Origin of the sequence: Amycolatopsis sp. NPDC051758, assembly GCF_044453095.1 — a bacterium.
In the GTDB taxonomy this organism is placed as follows: Bacteria; Actinomycetota; Actinomycetes; order Mycobacteriales; family Pseudonocardiaceae; genus Amycolatopsis.
This window is the reverse complement of sequence record NZ_JBITCJ010000015.1, coordinates 182,989-204,259: the sequence shown is the minus strand read 5'-3', so window position 1 is coordinate 204,259 and position 21,271 is coordinate 182,989. Positions and strand designations below refer to the sequence as shown.

Annotated in this window: 20 protein-coding genes; 12 read left to right on the top strand and 8 right to left on the bottom strand. The window is 71.0% G+C overall.

The window, feature by feature from the left end:
• Positions 1 to 77 precede the first annotated feature (77 nt).
• The gene (locus tag ACIA5G_RS47005) at positions 78 to 1,520 is read left to right on the top strand and encodes an ABC transporter substrate-binding protein (RefSeq protein ID WP_395935805.1); all 1,443 of its coding nucleotides are present in this window, start codon (positions 78 to 80) and stop codon (positions 1,518 to 1,520) included.
• 20 nt (positions 1,521 to 1,540) lie between these two features.
• Positions 1,541 to 2,014: a hypothetical protein gene (locus tag ACIA5G_RS47000; protein ID WP_395935803.1), complete on the top strand. Its 474-nt coding sequence runs from the start codon at positions 1,541 to 1,543 to the stop codon at positions 2,012 to 2,014.
• A gap of 16 nt (positions 2,015 to 2,030) precedes the next feature.
• Here ACIA5G_RS47000 and ACIA5G_RS46995 read toward each other — a convergent pair whose 3' ends face one another.
• Positions 2,031 to 2,909, bottom strand: coding sequence for a LysR family transcriptional regulator (locus tag ACIA5G_RS46995; RefSeq protein ID WP_395935801.1), 879 nt, complete (start codon positions 2,907 to 2,909; stop codon positions 2,031 to 2,033).
• A 71-nt stretch (positions 2,910 to 2,980) separates the two neighbouring features.
• Between ACIA5G_RS46995 and ACIA5G_RS46990 the strand changes: the two genes are divergently transcribed.
• Positions 2,981 to 3,994, top strand: coding sequence for an SDR family oxidoreductase (locus ACIA5G_RS46990; RefSeq protein ID WP_395935799.1), 1,014 nt, complete (start codon positions 2,981 to 2,983; stop codon positions 3,992 to 3,994).
• Between the two features lies 1 nt (position 3,995).
• On the opposite strand, the gene ACIA5G_RS46985 is transcribed toward ACIA5G_RS46990, so the two are convergent.
• The 3 genes from ACIA5G_RS46985 to ACIA5G_RS46975 form a co-directional block, all read right to left on the bottom strand.
• A complete protein-coding gene (locus tag ACIA5G_RS46985; protein WP_395935797.1) occupies positions 3,996 to 4,730 on the bottom strand; it encodes an SDR family oxidoreductase in 735 nt (244 codons plus the stop codon).
• 60 nt (positions 4,731 to 4,790) lie between these two features.
• Positions 4,791 to 6,710 (bottom strand): S8 family peptidase, encoded by a 1,920-nt coding sequence (locus tag ACIA5G_RS46980; protein WP_395935795.1) that lies wholly within the window; start codon positions 6,708 to 6,710, stop codon positions 4,791 to 4,793.
• Positions 6,711 to 6,846: 136 nt separating this feature from the next.
• The gene (locus tag ACIA5G_RS46975; protein ID WP_395935793.1) at positions 6,847 to 7,740 is read right to left on the bottom strand and encodes an NADP-dependent oxidoreductase; all 894 of its coding nucleotides are present in this window, start codon (positions 7,738 to 7,740) and stop codon (positions 6,847 to 6,849) included.
• Positions 7,741 to 7,814: 74 nt separating this feature from the next.
• Between ACIA5G_RS46975 and ACIA5G_RS46970 the strand changes: the two genes are divergently transcribed.
• The gene (locus ACIA5G_RS46970; RefSeq protein WP_395935791.1) at positions 7,815 to 8,261 is read left to right on the top strand and encodes a GNAT family N-acetyltransferase; all 447 of its coding nucleotides are present in this window, start codon (positions 7,815 to 7,817) and stop codon (positions 8,259 to 8,261) included.
• Positions 8,262 to 8,439: 178 nt separating this feature from the next.
• Here the strand turns inward: ACIA5G_RS46970 and ACIA5G_RS46965 are convergent, their stop codons facing one another.
• The 4 genes from ACIA5G_RS46965 to ACIA5G_RS46950 all read right to left on the bottom strand — a co-directional run bounded on the left by ACIA5G_RS46965 (position 8,440) and on the right by ACIA5G_RS46950 (position 11,785).
• Entirely contained in the window at positions 8,440 to 9,054 is a 615-nt protein-coding gene (locus ACIA5G_RS46965) for a hypothetical protein (RefSeq protein WP_395935789.1), read from the bottom strand.
• A gap of 87 nt (positions 9,055 to 9,141) precedes the next feature.
• Positions 9,142 to 10,533: a dihydrolipoyl dehydrogenase gene (gene lpdA / locus ACIA5G_RS46960; RefSeq protein ID WP_395935787.1), complete on the bottom strand. Its 1,392-nt coding sequence runs from the start codon at positions 10,531 to 10,533 to the stop codon at positions 9,142 to 9,144.
• Positions 10,530 to 11,303 carry a lysophospholipid acyltransferase family protein gene (locus tag ACIA5G_RS46955; protein WP_395935785.1) on the bottom strand — a complete coding sequence of 258 codons (774 nt, stop codon included), beginning with the start codon at positions 11,301 to 11,303 and terminating at the stop codon, positions 10,530 to 10,532. Before ACIA5G_RS46955 ends, lpdA begins: the two co-directional genes overlap by 4 nt.
• Before the next feature lie 77 nt (positions 11,304 to 11,380).
• The gene (locus ACIA5G_RS46950) at positions 11,381 to 11,785 is read right to left on the bottom strand and encodes a nitroreductase family deazaflavin-dependent oxidoreductase (RefSeq protein ID WP_395935783.1); all 405 of its coding nucleotides are present in this window, start codon (positions 11,783 to 11,785) and stop codon (positions 11,381 to 11,383) included.
• 215 nt (positions 11,786 to 12,000) lie between these two features.
• Between ACIA5G_RS46950 and ACIA5G_RS46945 the strand changes: the two genes are divergently transcribed.
• The 8 genes from ACIA5G_RS46945 to ACIA5G_RS46910 all read left to right on the top strand — a co-directional run bounded on the left by ACIA5G_RS46945 (position 12,001) and on the right by ACIA5G_RS46910 (position 21,221).
• The gene (locus tag ACIA5G_RS46945) at positions 12,001 to 13,041 is read left to right on the top strand and encodes a LacI family DNA-binding transcriptional regulator (RefSeq protein ID WP_395935781.1); all 1,041 of its coding nucleotides are present in this window, start codon (positions 12,001 to 12,003) and stop codon (positions 13,039 to 13,041) included.
• Between the two features lie 81 nt (positions 13,042 to 13,122).
• A complete protein-coding gene (locus ACIA5G_RS46940; protein WP_395935779.1) occupies positions 13,123 to 14,256 on the top strand; it encodes a DUF993 family protein in 1,134 nt (377 codons plus the stop codon).
• Positions 14,256 to 15,068: a sugar phosphate isomerase/epimerase family protein gene (locus ACIA5G_RS46935; RefSeq protein ID WP_395935777.1), complete on the top strand. Its 813-nt coding sequence runs from the start codon at positions 14,256 to 14,258 to the stop codon at positions 15,066 to 15,068. The genes ACIA5G_RS46940 and ACIA5G_RS46935 overlap by 1 nt, the downstream gene beginning before the upstream one ends.
• A 56-nt stretch (positions 15,069 to 15,124) precedes the next feature.
• The gene (locus tag ACIA5G_RS46930) at positions 15,125 to 15,838 is read left to right on the top strand and encodes a response regulator transcription factor (protein ID WP_395935775.1); all 714 of its coding nucleotides are present in this window, start codon (positions 15,125 to 15,127) and stop codon (positions 15,836 to 15,838) included.
• A 2-nt stretch (positions 15,839 to 15,840) separates the two neighbouring features.
• The gene (locus ACIA5G_RS46925) at positions 15,841 to 17,145 is read left to right on the top strand and encodes a sensor histidine kinase (RefSeq protein WP_395935773.1); all 1,305 of its coding nucleotides are present in this window, start codon (positions 15,841 to 15,843) and stop codon (positions 17,143 to 17,145) included.
• A gap of 244 nt (positions 17,146 to 17,389) precedes the next feature.
• Positions 17,390 to 18,781: an amino acid permease gene (locus tag ACIA5G_RS46920; protein ID WP_395935771.1), complete on the top strand. Its 1,392-nt coding sequence runs from the start codon at positions 17,390 to 17,392 to the stop codon at positions 18,779 to 18,781.
• Positions 18,778 to 19,533, top strand: coding sequence for a carbon-nitrogen hydrolase family protein (locus ACIA5G_RS46915; RefSeq protein WP_395935769.1), 756 nt, complete (start codon positions 18,778 to 18,780; stop codon positions 19,531 to 19,533). Before ACIA5G_RS46920 ends, ACIA5G_RS46915 begins: the two co-directional genes overlap by 4 nt.
• Positions 19,530 to 21,221, top strand: a complete 1,692-nt coding sequence (locus tag ACIA5G_RS46910) for a flavin monoamine oxidase family protein (RefSeq protein ID WP_395935767.1) — start codon at positions 19,530 to 19,532, stop codon at positions 21,219 to 21,221. Before ACIA5G_RS46915 ends, ACIA5G_RS46910 begins: the two co-directional genes overlap by 4 nt.
• Positions 21,222 to 21,271 lie beyond the last annotated feature (50 nt).

Below are 21,271 nucleotides of genomic sequence, written 5' to 3'. Positions count from 1 at the left end.
TGACCAACCGAACGGTACGACGGAGATCAACCGGACACAACCGTCTTTGGTTTGCATCCGACTGGTAGGACTGGCGCATGCGCCTGCTCGCCCTGCTCGCCGTCCTGGCCCTCGCCGTCACGGGCTGTTCCGGCTCCGGCCCGGCCCCCGGCGTCCTGTCCGTCGGCATCCGGGAGCCCGCGACGCTGCTGCCCGCCGACGTCGGCGACCAGGCCGGCCGGCTGGTGACCGGCGCGCTGTGGACGCCGCTCGCCGACTACGACGCGGCGTCCGGGAAGGTCACGCCGCGGGCGGCGGCGTCGATCGAGAGCGCCGACCGGGTGCACTGGACGGTCAAGCTGCGGCCGGCGACGTTCCACGACGGCACCCCGGTCACCGCGCAGTCCTATGTGGACACATGGCAGGCCGTCGCCGCCGAGAAATGGGTTTCTTCACCGGTTCTCACGCAGCTGTTGCGCGCTCGCGAGATCAAGGCTTCGGCGCCGGACACCATCGTGCTGACGCTCGACCGGCCGTCCGGCCAGGTGCCCGCGCTGCTCTCGGCGCCGGGCCTGGTGCCGCTGCCCGCGTCGGTGCTCACGTCCCGTGACTGGGCCGGCTTCGCCGCGGCGCCCGTGGGCAACGGCCCGTACCGCCTCGACGGCCCGTGGAAGCGCGGTTCGGGCGGGACGCTGAAGCGGGTCGGCGACGGCAAGTCCGCGGAGATCACCCTGCGGGTCGGCGAACCGGCCGCCCAGTACAACGAGGTGAAGGCGGGCACGCTCGACGTCGCGACCGAGGTCCCCGGCGAGAAGCACGAGGCCATGCACGGCGACTTCGGCGACGACCACCACGCGACCTGGGCGTTGCCGCGGGCCGGTTACCTCGCCTTCCCGGTGGCGAACCCCCGGTTCGCCGACGCGACGGTCCGCCACGGTTTCGCCCTCGGCGTCGACCGCGCGGCGCTGGAGGCCGGTCCGCTGGCCCACCAGGTCGACCCGGCCAAGGCGCTGCTGCCCCCGGCGGACGCACCCGGCGAACGGTCCGGCACCTGCCGCCCGTGCAGCTTCGACGCGGCGGCCGGCAAGGCTCTGCTGCAGCAGGCGGCCTTCCCCGGCGGCGCGACCGTCTACTACGGACCCGGCACCGAGGAATGGACCCGGACTTTGGTCGTCGGACTCCACAAAGCACTGGACGTTTCGGTGACGGCGCAGGCAACCTCGGGCTCAGGGCCACTCGACGGTCCGTCCACACTGGACGTCGAACTGGCCACGGCGAGCCCGTACGAGCTGCTTTCCCAGCTCGCCGTACGGTCGGGCTACACCGACGAGATCTTCCGCCAGAACCTCGCCCTGGCCGACGCCGCGGCGACCCCGGACGAAGCGGGCGAGCTGTACCGCCTGGCGGAGAACCAGCTCCTGCGCGACCTCCCGGTGGCCCCGCTGTGGTCCGGCCACGGCCACGCGGTCTGGTCGTCACGCACCCACGACGTCAAGACGACTCCGTTCACCGGCCCGGTGCTGGCCGGGATCACGACGTAGGCAGCACGAGGGAAGAGTGGATGGAAGACGACGTGATGGCCCGGGTGACCGCGGCCGTGCAGCGTGGACAGGCCGGGGAGCGAGCGACGGCCCGCCGGGAGCTGGAGTCGATGTGGGCCGAGGTCGAGCAGGGCGGGGGTGACGACTTCCACCGCTGCGTGATCGCGCACTTCCTGGCCGACCTGCAGGACGACCTTCGTGAGGAGCTGCGGTGGGATGAGCGCGCCCTGGCCGCGGTCGACGGCGTGAGCGACGAGCGTGCGCAGGAGTTCGACGGGTCGTTGCGGGTCCGGGGGTTCATGCCGTCGCTGTACCTCAGTCTCGCCGACGACCACCGGCGGCTCGGTGACGCGACCCGCGCACGCGAATTCCTCGAGAAGGCGCGGGCCACGGCGGACGCGCTGGGCGACGACGCTTACGGCGGCCTGGTCAGCGGCATCCTGGACAAGGTGAGCCGCGCGCTGACCGAGGGCTCGACCGAACCGCTGACGTAGCACGCCTTGCACACGATCAGACCGTGGTGTGTTCGACCAGGGTCTCGATGAACGCCGCCGTCAGCGGGTCCGGCGCCGCCCGGGTGTAGGCGGCGAGCGTCCGGCGGACCGGCACCGACGGGCGCAGCACCCGGCCCTCGAACCGCGGCGGGAGGACGTTCGCCGGGACCAGCGCCGGACCGAGGCCCGCCGCCGCGAGGATCGGCGCGGCCGCCGTCTGCTCGGTGCGGACCGCCGCGCGCGGGCGGAATCCCGCCGCCGCACACGTCGTGTCGACCAGCTCCGCGAGCCCGTTGCCCGGGGCGTAGTGCACCCACGCACAGTCCGCGAGCGTGGCCAGGTCGACCACGCCGGTCGTGTCGTCCTCGGAAGCGCCGTCCGCCGGCAGCACAACAACGAACTCCTCGACCCCCAGCTGCCGCACCGGGCCCGGCCAGTCCGCGGGAACGGGGCCGAGCGCAACGTCGGCCTCACCCGCGGCCATCGCGTCACGCAGTTCGTCGGCGTGCCGGAACTCGATGAGCCGGACGTCGACGTCGGGCCGGTCGCGCCGCCACACCCGCAACGCCGGTGGCAGCACGCCGAGGCTCACCGAGTACACCGTCGCGACCTGCAGCTCACCCGCCGTGGTGCCGGACGCGAGCCGCGCGGCGCAGCGGGCGCGTTCGGCGTCGGCCAGCGCCGCCCGCGCGTGCGGGAGCATCGCCCGGCCCATCGGCGTGAGCCGGACGGCGCGGGGCAGCCGTTCGAGCAGCGGCCCGCCGAGGCCCTGTTCGAGCGCCCGCATCTGGTGGGACAACGCGGGCTGCGTCACGTGCAGCTGCTCCGCCGCGCGCGTGAACGAGCCGGTGTCGACCACCGTGACCAGGTACTCGAGCTGACGCAGGCTTGCCATGACTCCAGCTTATCGCTTTGGTGATAACTAAGCCTTGGACTTATCGCGCGTCCGCGAGCAGCCTGGGTGTCATGGAACGCAAGACCGCCCTGGTCGCCGGGGCCAACGGCATCATCGGCAAGAACCTCGTCGAGCACCTGCGGGCGGACGGCGGCTGGGACGTCGTCGGCCTCTCCCGCCGGGGCGGGCCGGGCACCGTCGCCGTCGACCTGCTCGACCCCGCCGACACCCGCGCGAAGCTCAGCTCGCTGCCCGACGTCACCCACCTCTTCTACGCGGCCTACCAGGACCGGCCGACGTGGGCCGAACTGGTGGCGCCGAACGTCGCGATGCTGACCAACCTGGTCGACGCGCTGGCGTCCGCTCCCCTCGAGCACGTCAGCCTGATGCAGGGTTACAAGGTCTACGGCGCGCACCTGGGCCCGTTCAAAACCCCAGCGCGCGAGACCGACGCCGGGCACATGCCCCCGGAGTTCAACGTCGACCAGCAGCAGTTCCTGGAGCAGCGGTCGGGCGCGTGGACGTGGTCGGCGATCCGGCCGTCGGTGGTCGGCGGCACCGCGCTGGGCAACCCGATGAACCTGGCGCTGGTGATCGCGGTGTACGCGTCGATCTCGAAGGAGCTCGGGCTGCCACTGCGGTTCCCGGGCAAGCCCGGCGCGTACAACAGCCTGTTGGAGATGACCGACGCGGGCCTGCTGGCGTCGGCAACGGTCTGGGCAACGGGTCAGCGGGGCGCGTTCAACATCGCGAACGGCGATTTGTTCCGGTGGAGCGAGCTGTGGCCGAAACTGGCGGCGTACTTCGAGCTGGACGTCGCGCCGCCGCTGCAGATGTCCCTGGCCGACGTCATGGCCGACAAGGGTCCACTGTGGACCTCGATGGCAGCGAAACACGGCCTCACCGCGTCCTATTCGGACGTTTCCGCCTCGTGGGGCTTCGGTGACTTCGTGTTCGGCTGGGACTACGACATGTTCGCCGACACCTCGAAGTCGCGGCGCGCGGGCTTCCACACGTATGTGGAGACGGAGCAGATGTTCTACCGGCTCTTCGACGAGTTCCGGAAGGCGCGGGTGATCCCCTGACCTAGCCTCGGCCGATGAACGGCATGGTCGTCGCGGTGACGGTGAGGAACTGGACGTTGGCGTCGAGCGGCAGCCCGGCCATGTACCGCACGGCGTCGGCGACGTGCTTGACGTCGAACGTCGGCTCGGCGATGACGCGGCCGTCGGCCTGCGGGATGCCGGCGGCCATCCGCTCGGTCATCTCGGTGGCCGCGTTGCCGATGTCGATCTGCCCGCAGGCGACGTTCCAGGCCCGGCCGTCCAGCGAGATCGACCGGGTCAGCCCGGTGACGGCGTGCTTCGTCGCGGTGTAGGCGACGCTCGCGGGCCGCGGCACGTGCGCGGAGATCGAGCCGTTGTTGACGATCCGGCCGCCGCGCGGGTCCTGGTCCTTCATCATGCGGACGGCCTGCCGCGCGCAGAGGAACATCCCGGTGAGGTTGACGTCGACGGTCCGCTTCCAGTCCTCGACGGACAGGTCGGCGATGGTCCCGGCCGCGCCGACACCGGCGTTGTTGACCAGCAGGTCGAGCCGTCCCCAGCGCGCCCGGACGCCGTCGAAGAGGGCTTCGACGGAGTCCTCGTCGGAGACGTCGGTGGGCACGACGAGCGCGTTCTCCGCACCCGCGGCGGTTTCTTCCAGTACGTCGGAGCGTCGTCCCGCGAGGGCGACGGACCAGCCGTCGTCGAGCAGCGCCCGCGCCACCGCCCGCCCGATGCCCGATCCGGCCCCGGTCACCACCGCCGTCTTCACCATGCCCCGACCCTAACGAAAGAGGGCCCGGCGAACGCCGGGCCCTCTTTGAGCGAGCGGAACCTACTTCGCCGCCACACCCAGCGCGGCCAGCGCCGGGCCCGCCATGATCACGCCGCTGCCGGTCACCGTGTCGAACCCGGGTGCGCCCAGGTCGATCGCGGACGACACCAGCGCGCTGCGGACCTGGGCCGGGGTCGCGGTCGGCTTGCCCGAGAGCAGCAGGGCCGCGATGGCCGCCGCGTGCGGGGCCGCCGCCGACGTCCCGAAGAACGGCTGGAAGCCGGTCACCGAAGTGGCCACGCCGTCCGCCGCGGTGATGTCGGGCTTGTTGCGGGTCGCGCCGCCGGTCGAGGAGACGTTGCCCGGGGTGAGCGCGGTGCCGTCGGCGTTGTAGAACAGGTGCCGCTTGCCGTCGGAGGAGAACCGCTCCCACTTGCTCGACGCGGTGTACAGGCCGGGGTACGGGCCCGCCGGGTTGGCCGGGTCACCGGTCTCCAGCGGCCGGCCGAACGCCGGGCCGGCCGGGGCCGCCGCCACGCTGAACGCGTTCGCCGCGGCCGAGTGGCCGTTCGTGACGCCGTTGGTGCTGAACGCCTTGAGCGAGCCCGAAGCGACGAACCGGCCGCGGATGACGTTCAGGGCGATGAACCGGTCGGCGCCGCTGTACTTGACCACGGCGACCTTGTAGCCGGAGCCCGTCGTCGGCACGCTCGCGATTTCGTACGGGTTCTGCGAGCCGGACTGGCCGTTCTCGCTGGAGGCCACGACGCTGCCCGACGAGTTCAGGATGAACAGGTCGTAGTCGTTGGCGGACTTGCCCCACGGGTCGGACCAGAACAGCGTCACCGGCTTGCCGAGCGAGCCGGCCGAAAGCGCGTCGAAGTTCTGCGTGGTGCTGCTGGGGTCGAAGTCGTGCGGGGTGCCGGTGACGCCGCTGATCTTCGTCGAAGACGCACGGAAGTCGCCCTCGTAGTAACCGCTGGTGCTGTCGGTCGCGTTGCCCGAGTTGCCGGCCGAGGAGAAATACAGGACGCCGGCCGCGGTGACGTCGTTGACCGCCTGCGCGACCTGGGTGTCCTGGAACGGCGACTCGTCGAAGTAGGCGACGTCGTCGACGATGATCTGGCACTTGCCGGTGGTGCGCAGCGCGCGGATGTTCGCGGCGAAGCTGGCTTCACTGGTGAAGGCGGTGGCGAAGCCGAGGGTCGCGTTCGGCGCGAGGTCGTGGATGATCTCGAGCATCGCGGTGCCCTCGTCGCCGCTGCCCTTCTGGCCGGACAGGACGTCCACCGCGGGCAGCTCGCCGGCGCTCTGGGACTTCGCCAGCGAGTCGACGCCGTCGGAGAGCACGCAGACCTTGATGCCGGAGCCGCTGACGCCGTAAGTCGTGCGCGCGGTGTCGGCGCCGTGCGCCTTGTCCCCTTCGGACACCTGGGTCGCGGCGGCAGCCTGCGCTCCGGCGGCTTGCACGGCCGCGGTCACGCCGGCGTCCCGGTTGCCCGGTTCGTGCCACGTCGTGGCCTGAGACGCGGGCTTGACCTCGGCGACGTCGGCGCGCCCGGCGATCGTGTCCACGGCGGACAGCGGCAGGTCGGCGCGGATGGCGCCGTCCGGTGAGGCGAAGCGGACGGTGCCACCCGCGGCCTTGACGGCGTTCGCGGCGGCGTTGCCGTGGGCGGCGATGTCGACCGAGACGGTGCCGGCGTTGCTCACACCGACACCCGAGCGGTAGTCAGGCAGCTTCGCGGCGAGCGAACGGTCGGCCCGCAACCGCTTCTCGACGACCAGTTGACTCGATTGCTTGCGCTCGGCGGGGGTGAGGCTCTTCTTGATGCCCTGCAGCGCGTTGATGCCCGCCTCAGTGCGCGCGGCCGCCGCGTCCACCGTGGACGGCTGCGCCGCCGAGACCCCCGTCGCCAGCAGCAACGCGCCGACCGTCAGCGGAACCGCGTGCGCGGCGACCCGGCTGAATCTCACCATCGATGTCTCCCTGTGGTACTCGGTCGCTCGACCGAATGACACCCGACCGGGTGTAATGGGGAGAATCTAAGTAGTGACCGTGCGGTGGTCCACCCACCAAAGTCGGGAACGTCCGGCCGCCCACATGGTGGAACACTCAGGGAAACGTGAGAACGATTTTTCCCCGCCCGTGCCCGGTCTCGATTTCCCGGTGCGCCGCCGCTGCCTCGGCGTACGGGTAAACGCGGCGTACGTGGAAGCGCAAGTCGCCCTTGGCGTAGAGCGCGGCCAATTCGGCGAGCCGCGCGGCGGAACGTCCGGACTTCGAGACGAGCACCCCGAGCTCCGCGGCCCGTCCGTGGTCGACCAGGGTGAGGATCCGGTTGCGCTGCTTCACCAGTTCGAGTGAGACGTTGAGAGCGTCACCGCCGGCCCCGTCGAGCACCACGTCGATCCCCTGCGGCGCGGCGGCCTCGACCCGCTGTTTGAGCCCTTCGCCGTAGACGACGGGCGTGACGCCCAGCTCGCGCAGGTAATCCTGGTTCGCCTCACTCGCGGTGCCGATCACCCTGGCGCCCTTGAGCTGCGCGAGCTGAACGGCGGCGGTGCCGACCGACCCGGCGGCGGCGTGCACGAGCAGCGTCTCGCCTTCCGCCAGCTGCAGCACTTCGAGCGCGATGGAGGCGGTCTGCGTGCCCGCGGAGAACCCGCCGGCCACCTCCCACGGCATCTCGGGCGGCTTCGGCGTGACGTCGGTGGCGGGCACGACGATGTATTCGGCGGCGGCCTGGACGGCGGTGAAGCCCAGCACTTCGGTGCCGGCCCCGTCCCCCTCATCGATCACACCGGCGAACTCGTTGCCGGGCACCCGAGGCCACGACAACGCGAGCCCGGGCGGTTCCCAACCACCCCGAACGGCTGCGTCATACGGCTGCACCCCGGCGGCCTTGACCCGCACTCTCACCTGCCCGGGCCCGGCGTGTGGCTCGGGCAGGTCGAGGGCTTTCAGTACTTCGGGCCCACCGAACTCGGTGAACGCTGCGGCTTTCATGGCTTTCCTCCAGGTTGTCGGAGTTCAGCCTGATACCTCGAGTTACCTTGAAGTCAAGTCGCTAGGCTCACCACATGGGGCAGATCAAAATCCACCGCGCCACCACCACCCACGCCGGCGCCTTGACCGCGCTGATGCACGCATCATCGGCATACCAAGGCGACTACGCGTCGATCCTGGAGGGCTACGAAGTCACACCCGGATACATCGAAGCCAACCCCACCTTCGTCGCAATGACCGACGGCGAAATCCGAGGCTTCTACGCACTCGTCAACGACGAACTCGACATCCTCTTCGTGGCGGACAGCGCGCAAGGTCTCGGCATCGGCAGGAGCCTGGTCGGGCACATGCTCGACGAAGCCCGCGCACGCGGGATCCGCAGCATTCGCGTCGTTTCGCACCCACCGGCGTTGCCGTTCTACGTCCGGATGGGCGCGCGGCGCACCGGCACGATCCCGGCGAAACCGCCGAAGGTCCGCTGGGAACGGCCGGAGCTCCGCTTCGACGTGCCTACATGTTGATCTTTGGGCAGAGCTTCCTCGAACTCAAGTTGATCACCCGGAAGCGACCGCAAGGCCTTGTCCATACGCCTGATCATCAGCGCCCGCCTTCTGATCGATGCCCACAGCCTTCGCCACGCGCCCCAAGTTCAGGCCGCCGTCCGAACACCTCAGCGCGCGAACCGGGAGGCAGCGCAAGTCAATCGCGGCGTCGCTTAACTCTCGTAAAAGTGACAAGCCCATCCACCACACTCAGGTCGCAATCGTAAATCCAACCACGAGAGCCACAATAGACAACCGAAGCGGAAAATGGCGGGACAACCTCAACGGAGACCAACTTGAGGTCCTCTGCCGGCTCACCATATCTGGCCAGAATCAAGGCTTGCGATCGCCCCAGAGCTTCAGCCTCCCCTAGCGGATCCGCTCCACCGTTGCCAGCTTCCCGAAGCTTAACTGCCATATTTCTCGCCGCGACCTTCAGGGCGTCATATGCCCCGTTACCAACAACGCCACTACCCACCGCCGAAGCGATAAATACAGTTATCGCGATAGCCGCCGCAGAAGCCCCCCATTCATGACGCTTCTCTTGAACGTCGATGGCGTACGGGGCCGGAAATCCTTCCCTGTTCTTCACATTCGGTATGGCTTCGACCTCGGCTACGAGCCAGTCTCGGTGCCAGGCTGCGCCTGCCGTCTCGATCTCGATCACTTCGTCGACACGCTCATCGAGAGGTGCGTCAGCGATGCGAACAGAGATGACTACACGGTCGGCATAGCTCCTGTAGTCGCCTGCACCGCTCTGTTCGTCGGTCATCCCGGAATGCAACCCTTCGCTCAACGGCGTGACTACAGCCTGACGCCTGTCCTGACCGGCAAGACGGCGTCAGGACAGGCGTCCGCACTACATGTTGATCATGTGCCCCGCGAGGCCGTGGAGAGCTTCCTTCACCGCTTCCCCGAGCGTCGGGTGCGCGTGGACGTTCCGCGCCACCTCGTGCACCGTCAAGTCCCACTGCTGCGCCAAAGTCAGCTCCGGCAGCAGTTCCGTGACGTCCGGCCCGATCAGGTGGCCGCCGATGAGTTCGCCGTGCGTGCGGTCGCTGATCAGCTTCACGAACCCGCCGGCGTCACCGAGTCCCTGCGCCTTCCCGTTGGCGGTGAACGGGAACTTCGCCACCTGGACGTCGAAACCCTTCTCGCGGGCCTGTTCCTCGGTCCAGCCGAAGCTCGCGATCTGGGGCTGGCAGTACGTCGCGCGCGGGATCATCGGGAAGTCGAGTTCCATCGTCTCCGCGCCGGCGATCGTCTCCGCCGCCACCACGCCCATCGACTCGGACGCGTGCGCCAGCATCAGCTTCGCCGTCACGTCGCCGATCGCGAAGATGTGCGAGACGTTCGTGCGGCCGCGGCCGTCGATGGCGATCGCGCCCCGGTCCGTCAACGCGACGCCCGTCTTCTCCAGGCCGTAACCCTCGACGCGCGGCTGGAAGCCGATCGCCTGCAGGACCTTGTCCGCTTCGAGGACCTGCTCGCCGTTCTTCTCCGAAGACACCGTCACGCGCACCGACGAACCCGACTCGTCGATCGACTCGACGCGGGTCGACGTCAGCACCTTGATGCCGAGCTTGCGGTAACGCCGCGAAAGCTCCGCCGAGACCTCGGCGTCTTCCAGCGGCACCATCCGGTCGAGGAACTCGACGATCGTGACGTCGACACCGTAGTTGTGCAGCACGTAGGCGAATTCGACGCCGATCGCGCCCGCGCCGGCGATGATGATGCTCGACGGCAGCTCGTCCGACAGGATCTGCTCTTCGTACGTCACCACACGCGAGCTGCGCGAGGTCCCCGGCAGCAGCCGGGTCGTCGCGCCCGTCGCGATGATGCAGTGGCCGAACGTCACCTGCGACCCGTTCACCTCGAGGGTGTGGTCGTCGACGAACGTGCCGTGGCCGTCGATCTCGGTGATCTTGTTCTTCTTCATCAGGAAGTGCACACCCTTGACGCGCCCGTCGGCGACCTTGCGGCTCCGCTCGTAGGCGGCCGTGTAGTCGACGCGGATCGGGCTGTCCGACGAGATGCCGAACGCCTTCGCCTCCTGCGTCACGATGTGCGCGAGTTCGGCGTTGCGCAGCAGCGCCTTCGACGGGATGCACCCGACGTTCAGGCACACACCGCCCCAGTACTTCTCCTCGATCACCGCGGTGCTCAGCCCCAGCTGGGACGCGCGGATCGCCGCGACGTAACCGCCTACTCCGGCCCCCAGCACTACGACGTCAAAGTGTTGTGCACTCATGACGCGAACCTACCCTCCGCGGGCGGGACTTCGCCCCGGATCCCGGCCAGCAACTCGGTGATCGCCGCCATGATCCGGGCCGTCGCCTCCTCCAAAACCTCGCGCGTGAGCGGGCAGTCACGCAGGTCGGAGAGATCGACCGGCGGCCCGGCCACCAGCTCGACCGTCTTGCGCGGCACCCCGCGGGGGAACCACGCCGTCGACGGCAGCAGGTGGTGGGTGCCCCAGTTGGCCACCGGGATCACCGGCGCGCCGGTCTCCAGGGCGGCGCGCACGATGCCGGTCTTGCCGCGCATCGGCCAGCCGGCCGGGTCCTTGGAGAACGTGCCTTCGGGGAAGACCGCGACGCACTCGCCGGCCCGCACCGAGGCGACCAGGTCGCGGTAGGCCTCCGCCGCCGTCGCCGCGCCGCGGTAGACCGGGATGTGCCGCCCCGAGCGCATCACGCGGCCCACCACCGGCAGCTTCCACAGCGAGGCCTTCGCCAGGTACCGCGGCACGCGGCCGGCGGCGAGGCAGAACGCCGTGAGCGTCGTCGGGTCGGCGAACGACAGGTGGTTCGACGCCACCAGCACACCGCCGGACTTCGGGATGTGGTGCGAGCCGCGCACCCGGAACCGGGTCGTCTGGACGAGGAACTGCCAGACCACCTCGATCGCGAAGCTGTACCAGGCGCCCCGGCCGGCGCGGGCGAAGCGCCGGCCGTAGGCGATCATCCGGCGTCGGGTGAGCAGCTCACCTTCGGTGTCCAGGGCGGTCCAGCGGTCCATGACTGTCATTCGTAGCCCACGACCGGGTGGATCGGCCCCCGCGCGCGCCGAACGCGGCGCAGATCACAGCAACCGGGTCAGAGCCGCTCGAGCACGACCACGGGGATCTCGCGGTCGGTCTTCTTCGCGTACTCGTTGTAGTCCGGCCAGACGGCGGCGAGCGCGTCCCACAGCTTCGAGCGCTCCTCGCCGGCGGCCGTGCGGGCGCGGGCCCGGTACCGGTCGGCCCCCACCTGGACGCCGACCTCGGGGTGCTCGACGAGGTTGAAGTACCAGCCGGGGTGGTTGGGCGCGCCGCCCTTGGAGGCGACGACCACCGCGTCACCCTCGATCTCCTGGTAGATGAGGGCGAACTTGCGCTCCTGGCCGGTCTTGCGGCCCGTGGTGGTCAGCACCAGCGTCGGGACGCCTTCCTTCCACTCGTGGCCGACCTCGCCGTCGGTCTCCTCGTAGCGGCGGACGTGCTCGTCACCGAACAGCATGCTGGGTCCTTTCAGAATCGAAAATGCAGTGGCGTGCTCACCACTTGAAGGTTCTCCTTGTTTCCAACACACGGACCCCCGCCGATCTTCCGGCGTATTTCACTCGTTCGGGTCAAGTCCCCCGGCCAGCGGCTTCTCCTCGCCCACCCCCCGCCCAGTAGATTGCACCGACCGAGCACGCGGAGACCCCGAACCCGATCTTGGAGGAGCCAGCCATGAAGGCCCGGCCGCACGTGACACTGGAAGACGTGGCACGCAGCGCGAACGTCTCGCTCGCGACGGCGTCGCGGGTGCTCAACGGCACCGCGTCCGTCCGCGCCGACCTGCGGGAGCGGGTTTCCGCCGCCGCGGCCGAGCTGGCCTACGCCCCGAACGCGCACGCGCAGGCCCTCGCGGGCGGCACGCACCGCACGGTCGGCGTGATCTGCCACGACGTGAGCGACCCCTACTTCGCCGCGATCGCCGGCGGCGTGATGCGGGTGGCCACCGACAACGGGCTGCTGGTGATGCTGGCCGGGACGTTCCGCGACCCGGACCGCGAGGTCGCCTACGTCTCGACGCTGCGCGCGCAGCGGGCCGCCGCCATCCTGCTGATCGGCTCTGCGTTCGAGGACCGGGCGTGGGAACGCGCGATGGCCGCCGAACTTGAGCCCTACCGGCGTGGTGGCGGGCAGGTCGCGGCGGTCAGCCGGCACCGCGGGCTCAAGATCGACACCGTGCAGCCGGACAACAAGGGCGGCGCCGCGGCGCTGGCGAAGGCGCTGGCCGGGCTCGGCCACAAGCGGTTCGCCGTGCTCGCCGGGCCGCGGCAGCTGAGCACCGTCATCGACCGGCTGGCCGGCTTCAGCGAAGGGCTCGCCGAGCACGGCATCACGCTGCGCGAGGAGGACGTCGTCGAGGCGGCCTTCACCCGCGACGGCGGTTACGACGCGACGAAGCGGCTGCTCGCGGGCCGCAAGCGCAAGCTGCCGACCTGTGTCTTCGCCGTCACCGACGTGATGGCGATCGGCGCGCTCACGGCGTTGCGGGAGGAAGGCCTGTCGGTGCCCGGCGACATCTCGGTGGCCGGCTTCGACGACATCCCGGTGGTCCGCGACCTGGCCCCGGCGCTGACCACGGTGCGGCTGCCGCTGGAAGAGCTGGGCGAACGGGCGATGGACCTGGCCATCAAGGGCGCCTCGGGCACCCGGCCGCGCACGGTCCGGCTCTCCGGCGAAGTTGTCCTGAGGGAAAGCACCGCGCGCCCCAAGCGCTGACCGAACGGGCCTTGTCGAGCCCTGGTACACCCCCTACCGTGGATTCGAGAAAGCGCTTTCTGACCACCTCCGGAGGTCTTGATGCTCGTGCTCCCGGTCCCCGGCGGCGGGTTCCTGGACTGGTCGCCGTCCGGGCCGCCGCTGCCCGAGCCGCCCAAGACACCGCCGGCGTCGCGGATCGTCTACGCCGCCGCGCACGTCGTCGCCGACGCGCTGGCCGACGAGCCCGGCACCGTGGACTGGGACACCACCCTGGCCTTCCGCGAGCACCTCTGGTCGTGCGGGCTCGGCGTCGCGGAGGCGATGGACACCGCGCAGCGCGGCATGGGCCTCGACTGGACCACGACCCAGGAGCTCGTGACCCGCACCGCCGCCGTCGCTGCCGGGCGGCGATGGTGCGCCGGGGTCGGCACCGACCAGCTGCCGCCGGGGCCGGCCACCGTCGCCTCCATTGTGGACGCCTGGCGCGAGCAGCTCGACCTGGTCGGCGGCGCGGGCGCGGTCCCGGTCGTGATGGCCAGCCGGGCGCTGGCCGCGGCGGCGTCCGGTCCGGCCGACTACCACGCGGCGTACGGGAAGCTGCTGTCCGAGGCGGGCGGCCCGGTCCTGCTGCACTGGCTGGGTGAGCAGTTCGACCCGGCGCTGGCCGGCTACTGGGGACACGACGACGTCCGCGCCGCCGCGCGTGAGCTGGCCGCGCTCTGCGCCGAGCACGCCGGCACCGTCGCCGGGGTGAAGGTTTCGGTGCTGAACGCCGAGGTCGAGACCGAATTCCGGCGGGCGCTGCCCGCCGGGGTCGCGTGTTACACCGGCGACGACTTCCACTACCCGGAGCTCATCGCCGGGGACGGCGAAGGCCACAGCGAAGCCCTGCTCGGCATCTTCGACCCGATCGCCCCGGTCGCCGCGGCGGGGCTGCGTCGTCTGGACGACGGCGACGCGGCCGGGTTCCGCGCGCTGCTCGACCCCACCGTGCCGCTGGCCCGCGAGATCTTCCGCGCGCCGACCCGCCACTACAAGACCGGTGTGGTGTTCCTCGCCCACCTCAACGGCCACCAGCGCCACTTCCGGATGCTCGCCGGGAGCGAGTCCGCGCGGACGATCACGCACCTGGCCACGCTCCTGCGGCTCGCCGACGAGGCCGGTGTGCTCGCCGACCCCGACCTGGCCGTGGCGCGGATGCGGCCGCTGCTGCAGGCCGCGGGGGTGGGGTGATGGACGACCGGCTCAGCCTCAACCAGATCACCACCAAGGCCTGGTCGCTGCCCGAAGCGGTGGCCGGGTGCGCGGCGGCGGGTGTCGGCTGGATCGGGCTCTGGCGCGACAAGGTGGCCGAGACCGGCGTCGACGAAGCCGCCCGGCTGCTCGAGGAGCACGGTGTCCGGGTTTCCTCGTTGTGCCGCGGTGGGTTCTTCACCGGCGTGACCCCCGAGGGGTCCCCGGTGGACGGTGTGGCACAGACCCGGGAGGCGATCGACGAAGCCGCCGCGCTCGGCGCCGGCGTCCTCGTGCTGGTCGTCGGCGGGATCGCGGGCAACAACCTCGCCGCGTCCCGGCAACGGGTCGCGGACGCCGTCGGTGAGCTCGCGCCGTACGCCGGGGAGCGCGGGGTGCGGCTCGGCCTGGAGCCGCTGCACCCGATGCAGTGCGCGGACCGGTCGGTGCTGTCCACTGTGGAGCAGGCGCTGGCGATCGCCGCCGGGCACCCGGCCGAGCAGGTCGGGGTGATCGTCGACGAGTTCCACGTGTGGTGGGACCCGCGGATCGAGGAGTCGATCGCCGCGGCCGCCGGCCGGATCGCCGGCTTCCACGTGTGCGACGTCCTCGTGCCGCTGCCGGACCCGCTGCTGGGCCGCACACTGCCCGGCGACGGCCCGATCGACCACCGCCACCTGCGCGGCTGCGTCGAAGCAGCGGGATACACCGGCCCGATCGAGGTCGAGGTGTTCAACGCCGACCTGTGGGCCCGGCCGGGCGCGGAGGTGCTCGCCGAGACCGTCGCCGCGTTCGACCGGTATGTGACCTGAGCCGTCACCCCCGGGGACGAACCGCGTCCGGCCGCGGGAGAACGTAGGCTCTCCGCATGCCGAACCTGCTGGTGGTGGAAGACGACGCGGCGATCGGCAGCGTGCTCGATTCGACTCTGCGACTGCACGGTCACCAGGTGTGCTGGCGCCGCGACGGCCGCAGCGCCCTGCAGGCCGCCGAGGCCGGTGAGTTCGACCTCGTGCTGCTCGACCTCGGCCTGCCGGACCTCGACGGCGTCGAGGTCTGCCGCCGCCTGCGGGCCGCGTTGCCCGCCGCCGTCCTGGTCATCCTCACCGCCCGGCAGGAGGAGATGGACGTTGTCGTCGGCCTCGACGCCGGGGCCGACGACTACCTCACGAAGCCGATCCGGCTGGGCGAGCTGCTGGCCAGGGTGCGGGCGCACCTGCGCCGCGGCGCGCCGGCCGGGGCGCGGCCGCCGGTGACGATCGGCGGGCTGACCGTCGACATCGCCGGGCGGCGCGCCACCGTGGGCGGGCGCGAAGTCGTGCTGCGCGCCAAGGAGTTCGACCTGCTGGCCCGGCTCGCCGAGCAGCCCGGTGTCGCCGTCAGCCGCGAGACGCTGATGTCCGAGGTCTGGGACGCGCACTGGTACGGCTCGACGAAGACGCTGGACGTGCACATCGCCGCGGTCCGCCGCAAGCTCGCGGCGTGCGAGCCGCCGCCCGGCACCGAGCTGCCGCGGATCGCCACCCTGCGCGGGCACGGCTACCGGCTGGAGGACCCGGCCCGGACCCTCGCCGAGGGGTAACCGTGCGCCGCCGGATCATCTCGCTGACGGTGCTGGCCGCGCTGGTCGCGACCGTGCTGTTCGCGCTGCCGCTGGGCATCGCGGTGCTGAAGTACTACCGCGACGACACCACCGCCGACCTGGAGCGGGCCGCCGACGCCGCCGCGCTCGCCGTGTCGCACGAGCTGAACACCGGGCTGACGCCGCACGTGCCGCCGCCCGACGAGGACGACGAGGCCGAAGGCCAGGTCGGGATCTACGGTCCGGACGGGCGGCTGCTCGCCGGGCATGGGCCCGCGGTCGGCGGCCCGATCGAGCGGCAGGCGGCGAGCGCCACCATGGACGTCGTCACCGGGCGCGAAGGCGGGGAGCTGGTGCTGGCCGTCCCGGTGGTCAGCGGGGCCCGCACGACCGGGGTGGTCCGCGCCGCGGTGCCGGTGGCCGACCTGACCCTGCGGGTCGGGCTGACCTGGCTGGGCATGGCCGGGCTGGCCGTCGCGGCGATCGGGGCGAGCTGGCTGATGGCCCGGCGGTTCACCACCCGGCTGGTCCGGCCGCTGGACGAGCTCGTCTGCGCGGCCGAGCGGCTCGGCGACGGCGACTTCACCGCCCGCGGCCCGCGGGCCGGGATCACCGAGATCGACCGCGTCGGCGAGGCGCTGGACGCCACCGCGGCCCGGATCGGCCGGACCCTGGAACGCGAGCGCGCGTTCTCCGCGGAGGCGTCACACCAGCTGCGGACGCCGCTGACCGGCCTGCGCCTGCAGCTCGAGGCCGCGTTGCAGACACCGGGCGCGGACCCGCACGACGCGATCCGCGCCGGGATCGCGTCCGCCGACCGGCTGGAACGCACCATCGAGGACCTCCTCGCGCTGGGCCGCGAGCGTCGCGCGCCGCGAGCCGAGCTCGACCTCGACGCTCTCCTCGATGAGGTCCGGCAGGCCGGTGCGGGGCTGCTGGAGCCGCACGGGCGTGCGCTGCGGATCATCCGGCAGGACCCACCGCCGGCGCGGGTGGCGGCCGCGGCGGTCCGGCAGGTGCTCGGCGTGCTGCTGGACAACGCGGCGACGCACGGGCGCGGCACGGTCACGGTGGTGGCCCGCGACGCCGGGGACGCGCTGGCCGTCGACGTCGCCGACGAGGGCCCCGACCTGGGTGAGAACGACCCGTTCGCGTCCGCGCCGACCGGGCACGGGATCGGCCTGCGCCTGGCGCGCAGCCTCGCCGAGGCCGAAGGCGGCCGGCTCCGCCTGAGCCGCCCGGACCCGCCGACGTTCACCCTGCTGCTCCCCACCGCCGACCCGTGCCCGGACGGGCAGCACCCGTGATCCGGCAGGCATCACTCGTGATCAGAGAGGCATCACGCGTGATCAGAAGGGCATCGAGCGTGATGCCCGCTCAGTCACGCGTGATGCCCCTCCAGTCACGGGTGATGCCCCGCTGAGCACGCCGGCGCGGGTGGAACGAATCGCCGAGATGTGCCTCGCTTGTGCAATGAATCACCTGTGATTCATCTTTATGCGCAATGTTTCCCTGTTATCTACAGTCGCGACGGCAGATACCGTCGGCGGCATGAATCTGCGAGCCGCGACGGTGCGGCGGAAACCGGTCGCCGATCTGGTCGCCGAAGGTGATCATGGCACGTTGAAGCGGTCGCTCGGTCTCGGCCAGCTCACCACGCTCAGCATTGGCGCGACGCTCGGCAGCGGCATCTTCGTCGTGCTGGGCGAAGCCGTCCCGGTGGCCGGCCCGGCGGTGGTGCTCTCGTTTGTGCTCGCCGGGATCACCGCGCTGTTCTCGGCGCTGTCGTACGCCGAGCTCGCGGGCATGATCCCGCTGTCCGGCTCGTCGTACTCCTACGCCTACGCCACCCTCGGCGAGCTGGTCGCCTGGGTATGCGGCTGGTGCCTGGTGCTCGAATACGGCGTCTCGGTGGCGTCGGTGGCCGTCGGCTGGGGTCAGTACCTCAACGAACTCCTGCGGCTGGCCTTCGGCTTCACGATCCCGGACGCGCTGAGCCAGCCACCCGGCTCCGGCGGGATCGTCAACGTGCCCGCCATCGTCGTCGTGCTGCTCGCGATGGTCCTGCTGCTGTCCGGCGCGAAGGAGAGCGCGCGGGCCAACACGATCATGGTCGTGGTCAAGATCGGCACGCTGGTGCTGTTCTGCGCGATCGCGTTCAGCGCGGTGCGGGCCGCGAACTTCACGCCGTTCCTGCCGCTCGGGCTGGCCGGGCTGAGTGCCGGCGGCGCCAAGCTGTTCTTCTCCTACATCGGCTTCGACGCCGCGTCGACCGCGGGCGAAGAGGCGAAGAACCCGCAGCGCGACCTGCCGCGGGCGATCCTGCTCTCGCTCGGCATCGTCACGGTGCTGTACTGCCTGGTCGCGGTGGCCGCAGTCGGCGCGCTGCCGTGGCAGCAGTTCGACGGCCAGGAAGCCGCGCTCTCGCACGTGCTCGGCGTGGTGTCGGACAACCCGTTCTGGGCCGGGCTGCTCGCCGTCGGCGCGATCGTGGCCATCTCGAGCGTGGTGCTGACCGTCCTCTACGGACAGACCCGCATCCTGTTCGCGATGTCCCGCGACGGCCTGGTGCCGCGCGCGCTGTCCAAAGTGGACGACAAGACCGGTTCACCGCGGATCAACACCCTGGTGGTTTCCGGATTTGTCGCCGCGCTCGCCGCGTTCATCCCGCTGGGGAAGCTGGCCGACGCCACCAGCATCGGCACGCTTTTCGCGTTCGGGCTGGTCAACGTCGCCGTCCTGCTGCTGCGCCGGCGCCAGCCCGAGCGGCCGCGCTCGTTCCGCGTGCCGTTCTCGCCGGTCACGCCGATCCTGGGGGTCCTGTGCTGCGGCTACATGATGCTCAGCCTCGACGGCGCCACCTGGGTGGTCTTCGGCGGCTGGATGGCGCTGGGCCTGGTCATCTACTTCGCTTACGGCATCCGGAGGTCGAGGCTGGCATGAAGGTCGCGATCCACCAGGGCCCGTTCGCCGAGCTGCCGGACGCGGTCGCGGCGTCCGGCGCCGACCTCGTCGTCGCCGCGGAGATGATCACCACCGGCTACCACATCGGCGCGCGGACGCACGAGCTCGCCGAACCCGCCGACGGGCCCACCGCGGCGCGGATGTCCGCGCTGGCCGGGGAAACCGGCGTCGCGCTGGCCTACGGCTACCCGGAACTCGACGGCGGCGACGTCTACAACAGCGTCCAGCTCGTCGACGCGGCCGGGCACCGGCTCGCGAACTACCGCAAGACGCACCTGTTCGGCGACCTCGACCGGGCGTGGTTCACCCCCGGTGGTGAAGCGGTCGTGCAGGCCGACCTCGACGGCGTCCGGGTCGGGCTGCTGATCTGCTACGACGTCGAGTTCCCGGAGCTGGTCCGCGCGCACGCGCTGGCCGGCACCGAACTGCTCGTCGTGCCGACCGCGCTGATGAGCCCGTACCACCTCGTCGCCGACACGCTCGTGCCCGCGCGGGCCTACGAAAGCCAGCTGTTCGTCGCCTACGCGAACCGTTGCGACACCGAGCAGGAGCTGACCTACTGCGGACGCTCCTGCGTCGTGGCGCCGACCGGCGACGTGCTCGCCCGCGCGGGTGCCGGGCCCGAGCTGATCACCGCCGAAGTCACGCGTGCCGCGCTGGTCGCGTCACGCCTGGAGAACACCCACCTCGCCGACCGACGGCCCGACCTGTACCGGGGAACCACCGCATGACCTCCGCCCTGCCCACCGCGATCCATCACGACGAACCGGCGGGCCGCCCGATCACCATGTTCGGCCCCGACTTCCCGTTCGCCTACGACGACTACCTCGCCCACCCCGCCGGGCTGGGCGCGCTGCCCGCCGACCGGCACGGCACCGAGGTGGCGGTGATCGGCGGTGGCCTCTCCGGCATCGTCACCGCGTACGAGCTGATGAAGCTCGGCCTGCGCCCGGTGGTCTACGAGATCGCCGAGATCGGCGGCCGGCTGCGCAGCGTGCGCTTCCCCGGCTGCCCGGACGACGTCGTCGCGGAAATGGGCGCGATGCGCTTCCCGCCCGCGTCGACCGCGCTCTACCACTACATCACCAAGGTCGGGCTCGAAACCACGCCGTTCCCGAACCCGCTGGCGCCGGAGACGCCGAGCACGGTGGTCGACCTCAAGGGACGGAGCCACTACGCGCGGACGCCGGCCGACCTGCCGGACGTGTTCCGCGACGTCGCGGCGGCCTGGGACCGGACCCTCGCCGAGCACGCCGCGTTCGCCGAGATGCAGACGGCGATCCGCGACCGCGACGCGAAGACGATCAAGCGGCTGTGGAACGAGATCGTCCCGCGGCTGGACGACCAGACGTTCTACGGCTTCCTCTGCAGCGCACCCGCGTTCGCCTCCTTCCGCCACCGCGAGATCTTCGGCCAGGTCGGGTTCGGCACCGGTGGCTGGGACACCGACTTCCCCAACTCCATCCTGGAAATCCTGCGGGTGGTCTACACCGGAGCCGACGACGAGCACCGCAGCATCGTCGGCGGCAGCCAGCAGCTGCCGCAACGGTTGTGGGAGCACGCGCCGCCGGAGATCGTTTTCTGGCCGGCCGGCACGAGTTTGAGCACGCTGCACGGCGGCCGGCCGAACCCCGGTGTCGCCCGGCTGCACCGCACCGCGCCGAACAACATCACCGTGACGGACACCGAAGGCCACATCAAGACGTTCCCGGCGGCCGTGTTCACCGCGCAGAGCTGGATGCTGCTGTCCAAGATCGAATGTGACGAGGCGCTGTTCCCGATCGACCACTGGACGGCGATCGAGCGCACGCACTACATGGAGTCGTCGAAGGTGTTCGTGCCGGTCGACCGGCCGTTCTGGCTGGACCGCGACCCGGCGACCGGCCGCGACACGATGAGCATGACGCTCACCGACCGGATGCCGCGCGGCACCTACCTGCTCGGCGACGATCCCGCGAAACCCGCCGTGATCTGCCTGTCCTACACGTGGGCGGACGACTCGCTGAAGTGGCTGCCGCTCACCGTCGGCGAGCGCGTCGAGGTGATGCTGCAGTCGCTGCGCGAGATCTACCCCGGTGTCGACGTCCGGCGGCACATCACCGGCGATCCGGTGACCGTGTCGTGGGAAGCCGAACCGCACTTCATGGGCGCCTTCAAGGCGAACCTGCCCGGGCACTACCGCTACCAGCACCGGCTGTTCACCCACTTCGTGCAGGACGAGCTGCCGGCGCGGTACCGGGGGCTGTTCCTCGCGGGTGACGACATCTCGTGGACGGCGGGCTGGGCGGAGGGCGCGGTCCAGACCGCGCTGAACGCGGTGTGGGGCGTGCTGCACCACTTCGGCGGCGAGACGCACGGCACGAACCCGGGCCCGGGTGACGGTTTTGCCGACATCGCCCCGATCACGCTGCCGGACTGACCGTGCCCCGATCGTGGCATCGCGCCCGGCAACGCACGGACTGAGCTGCC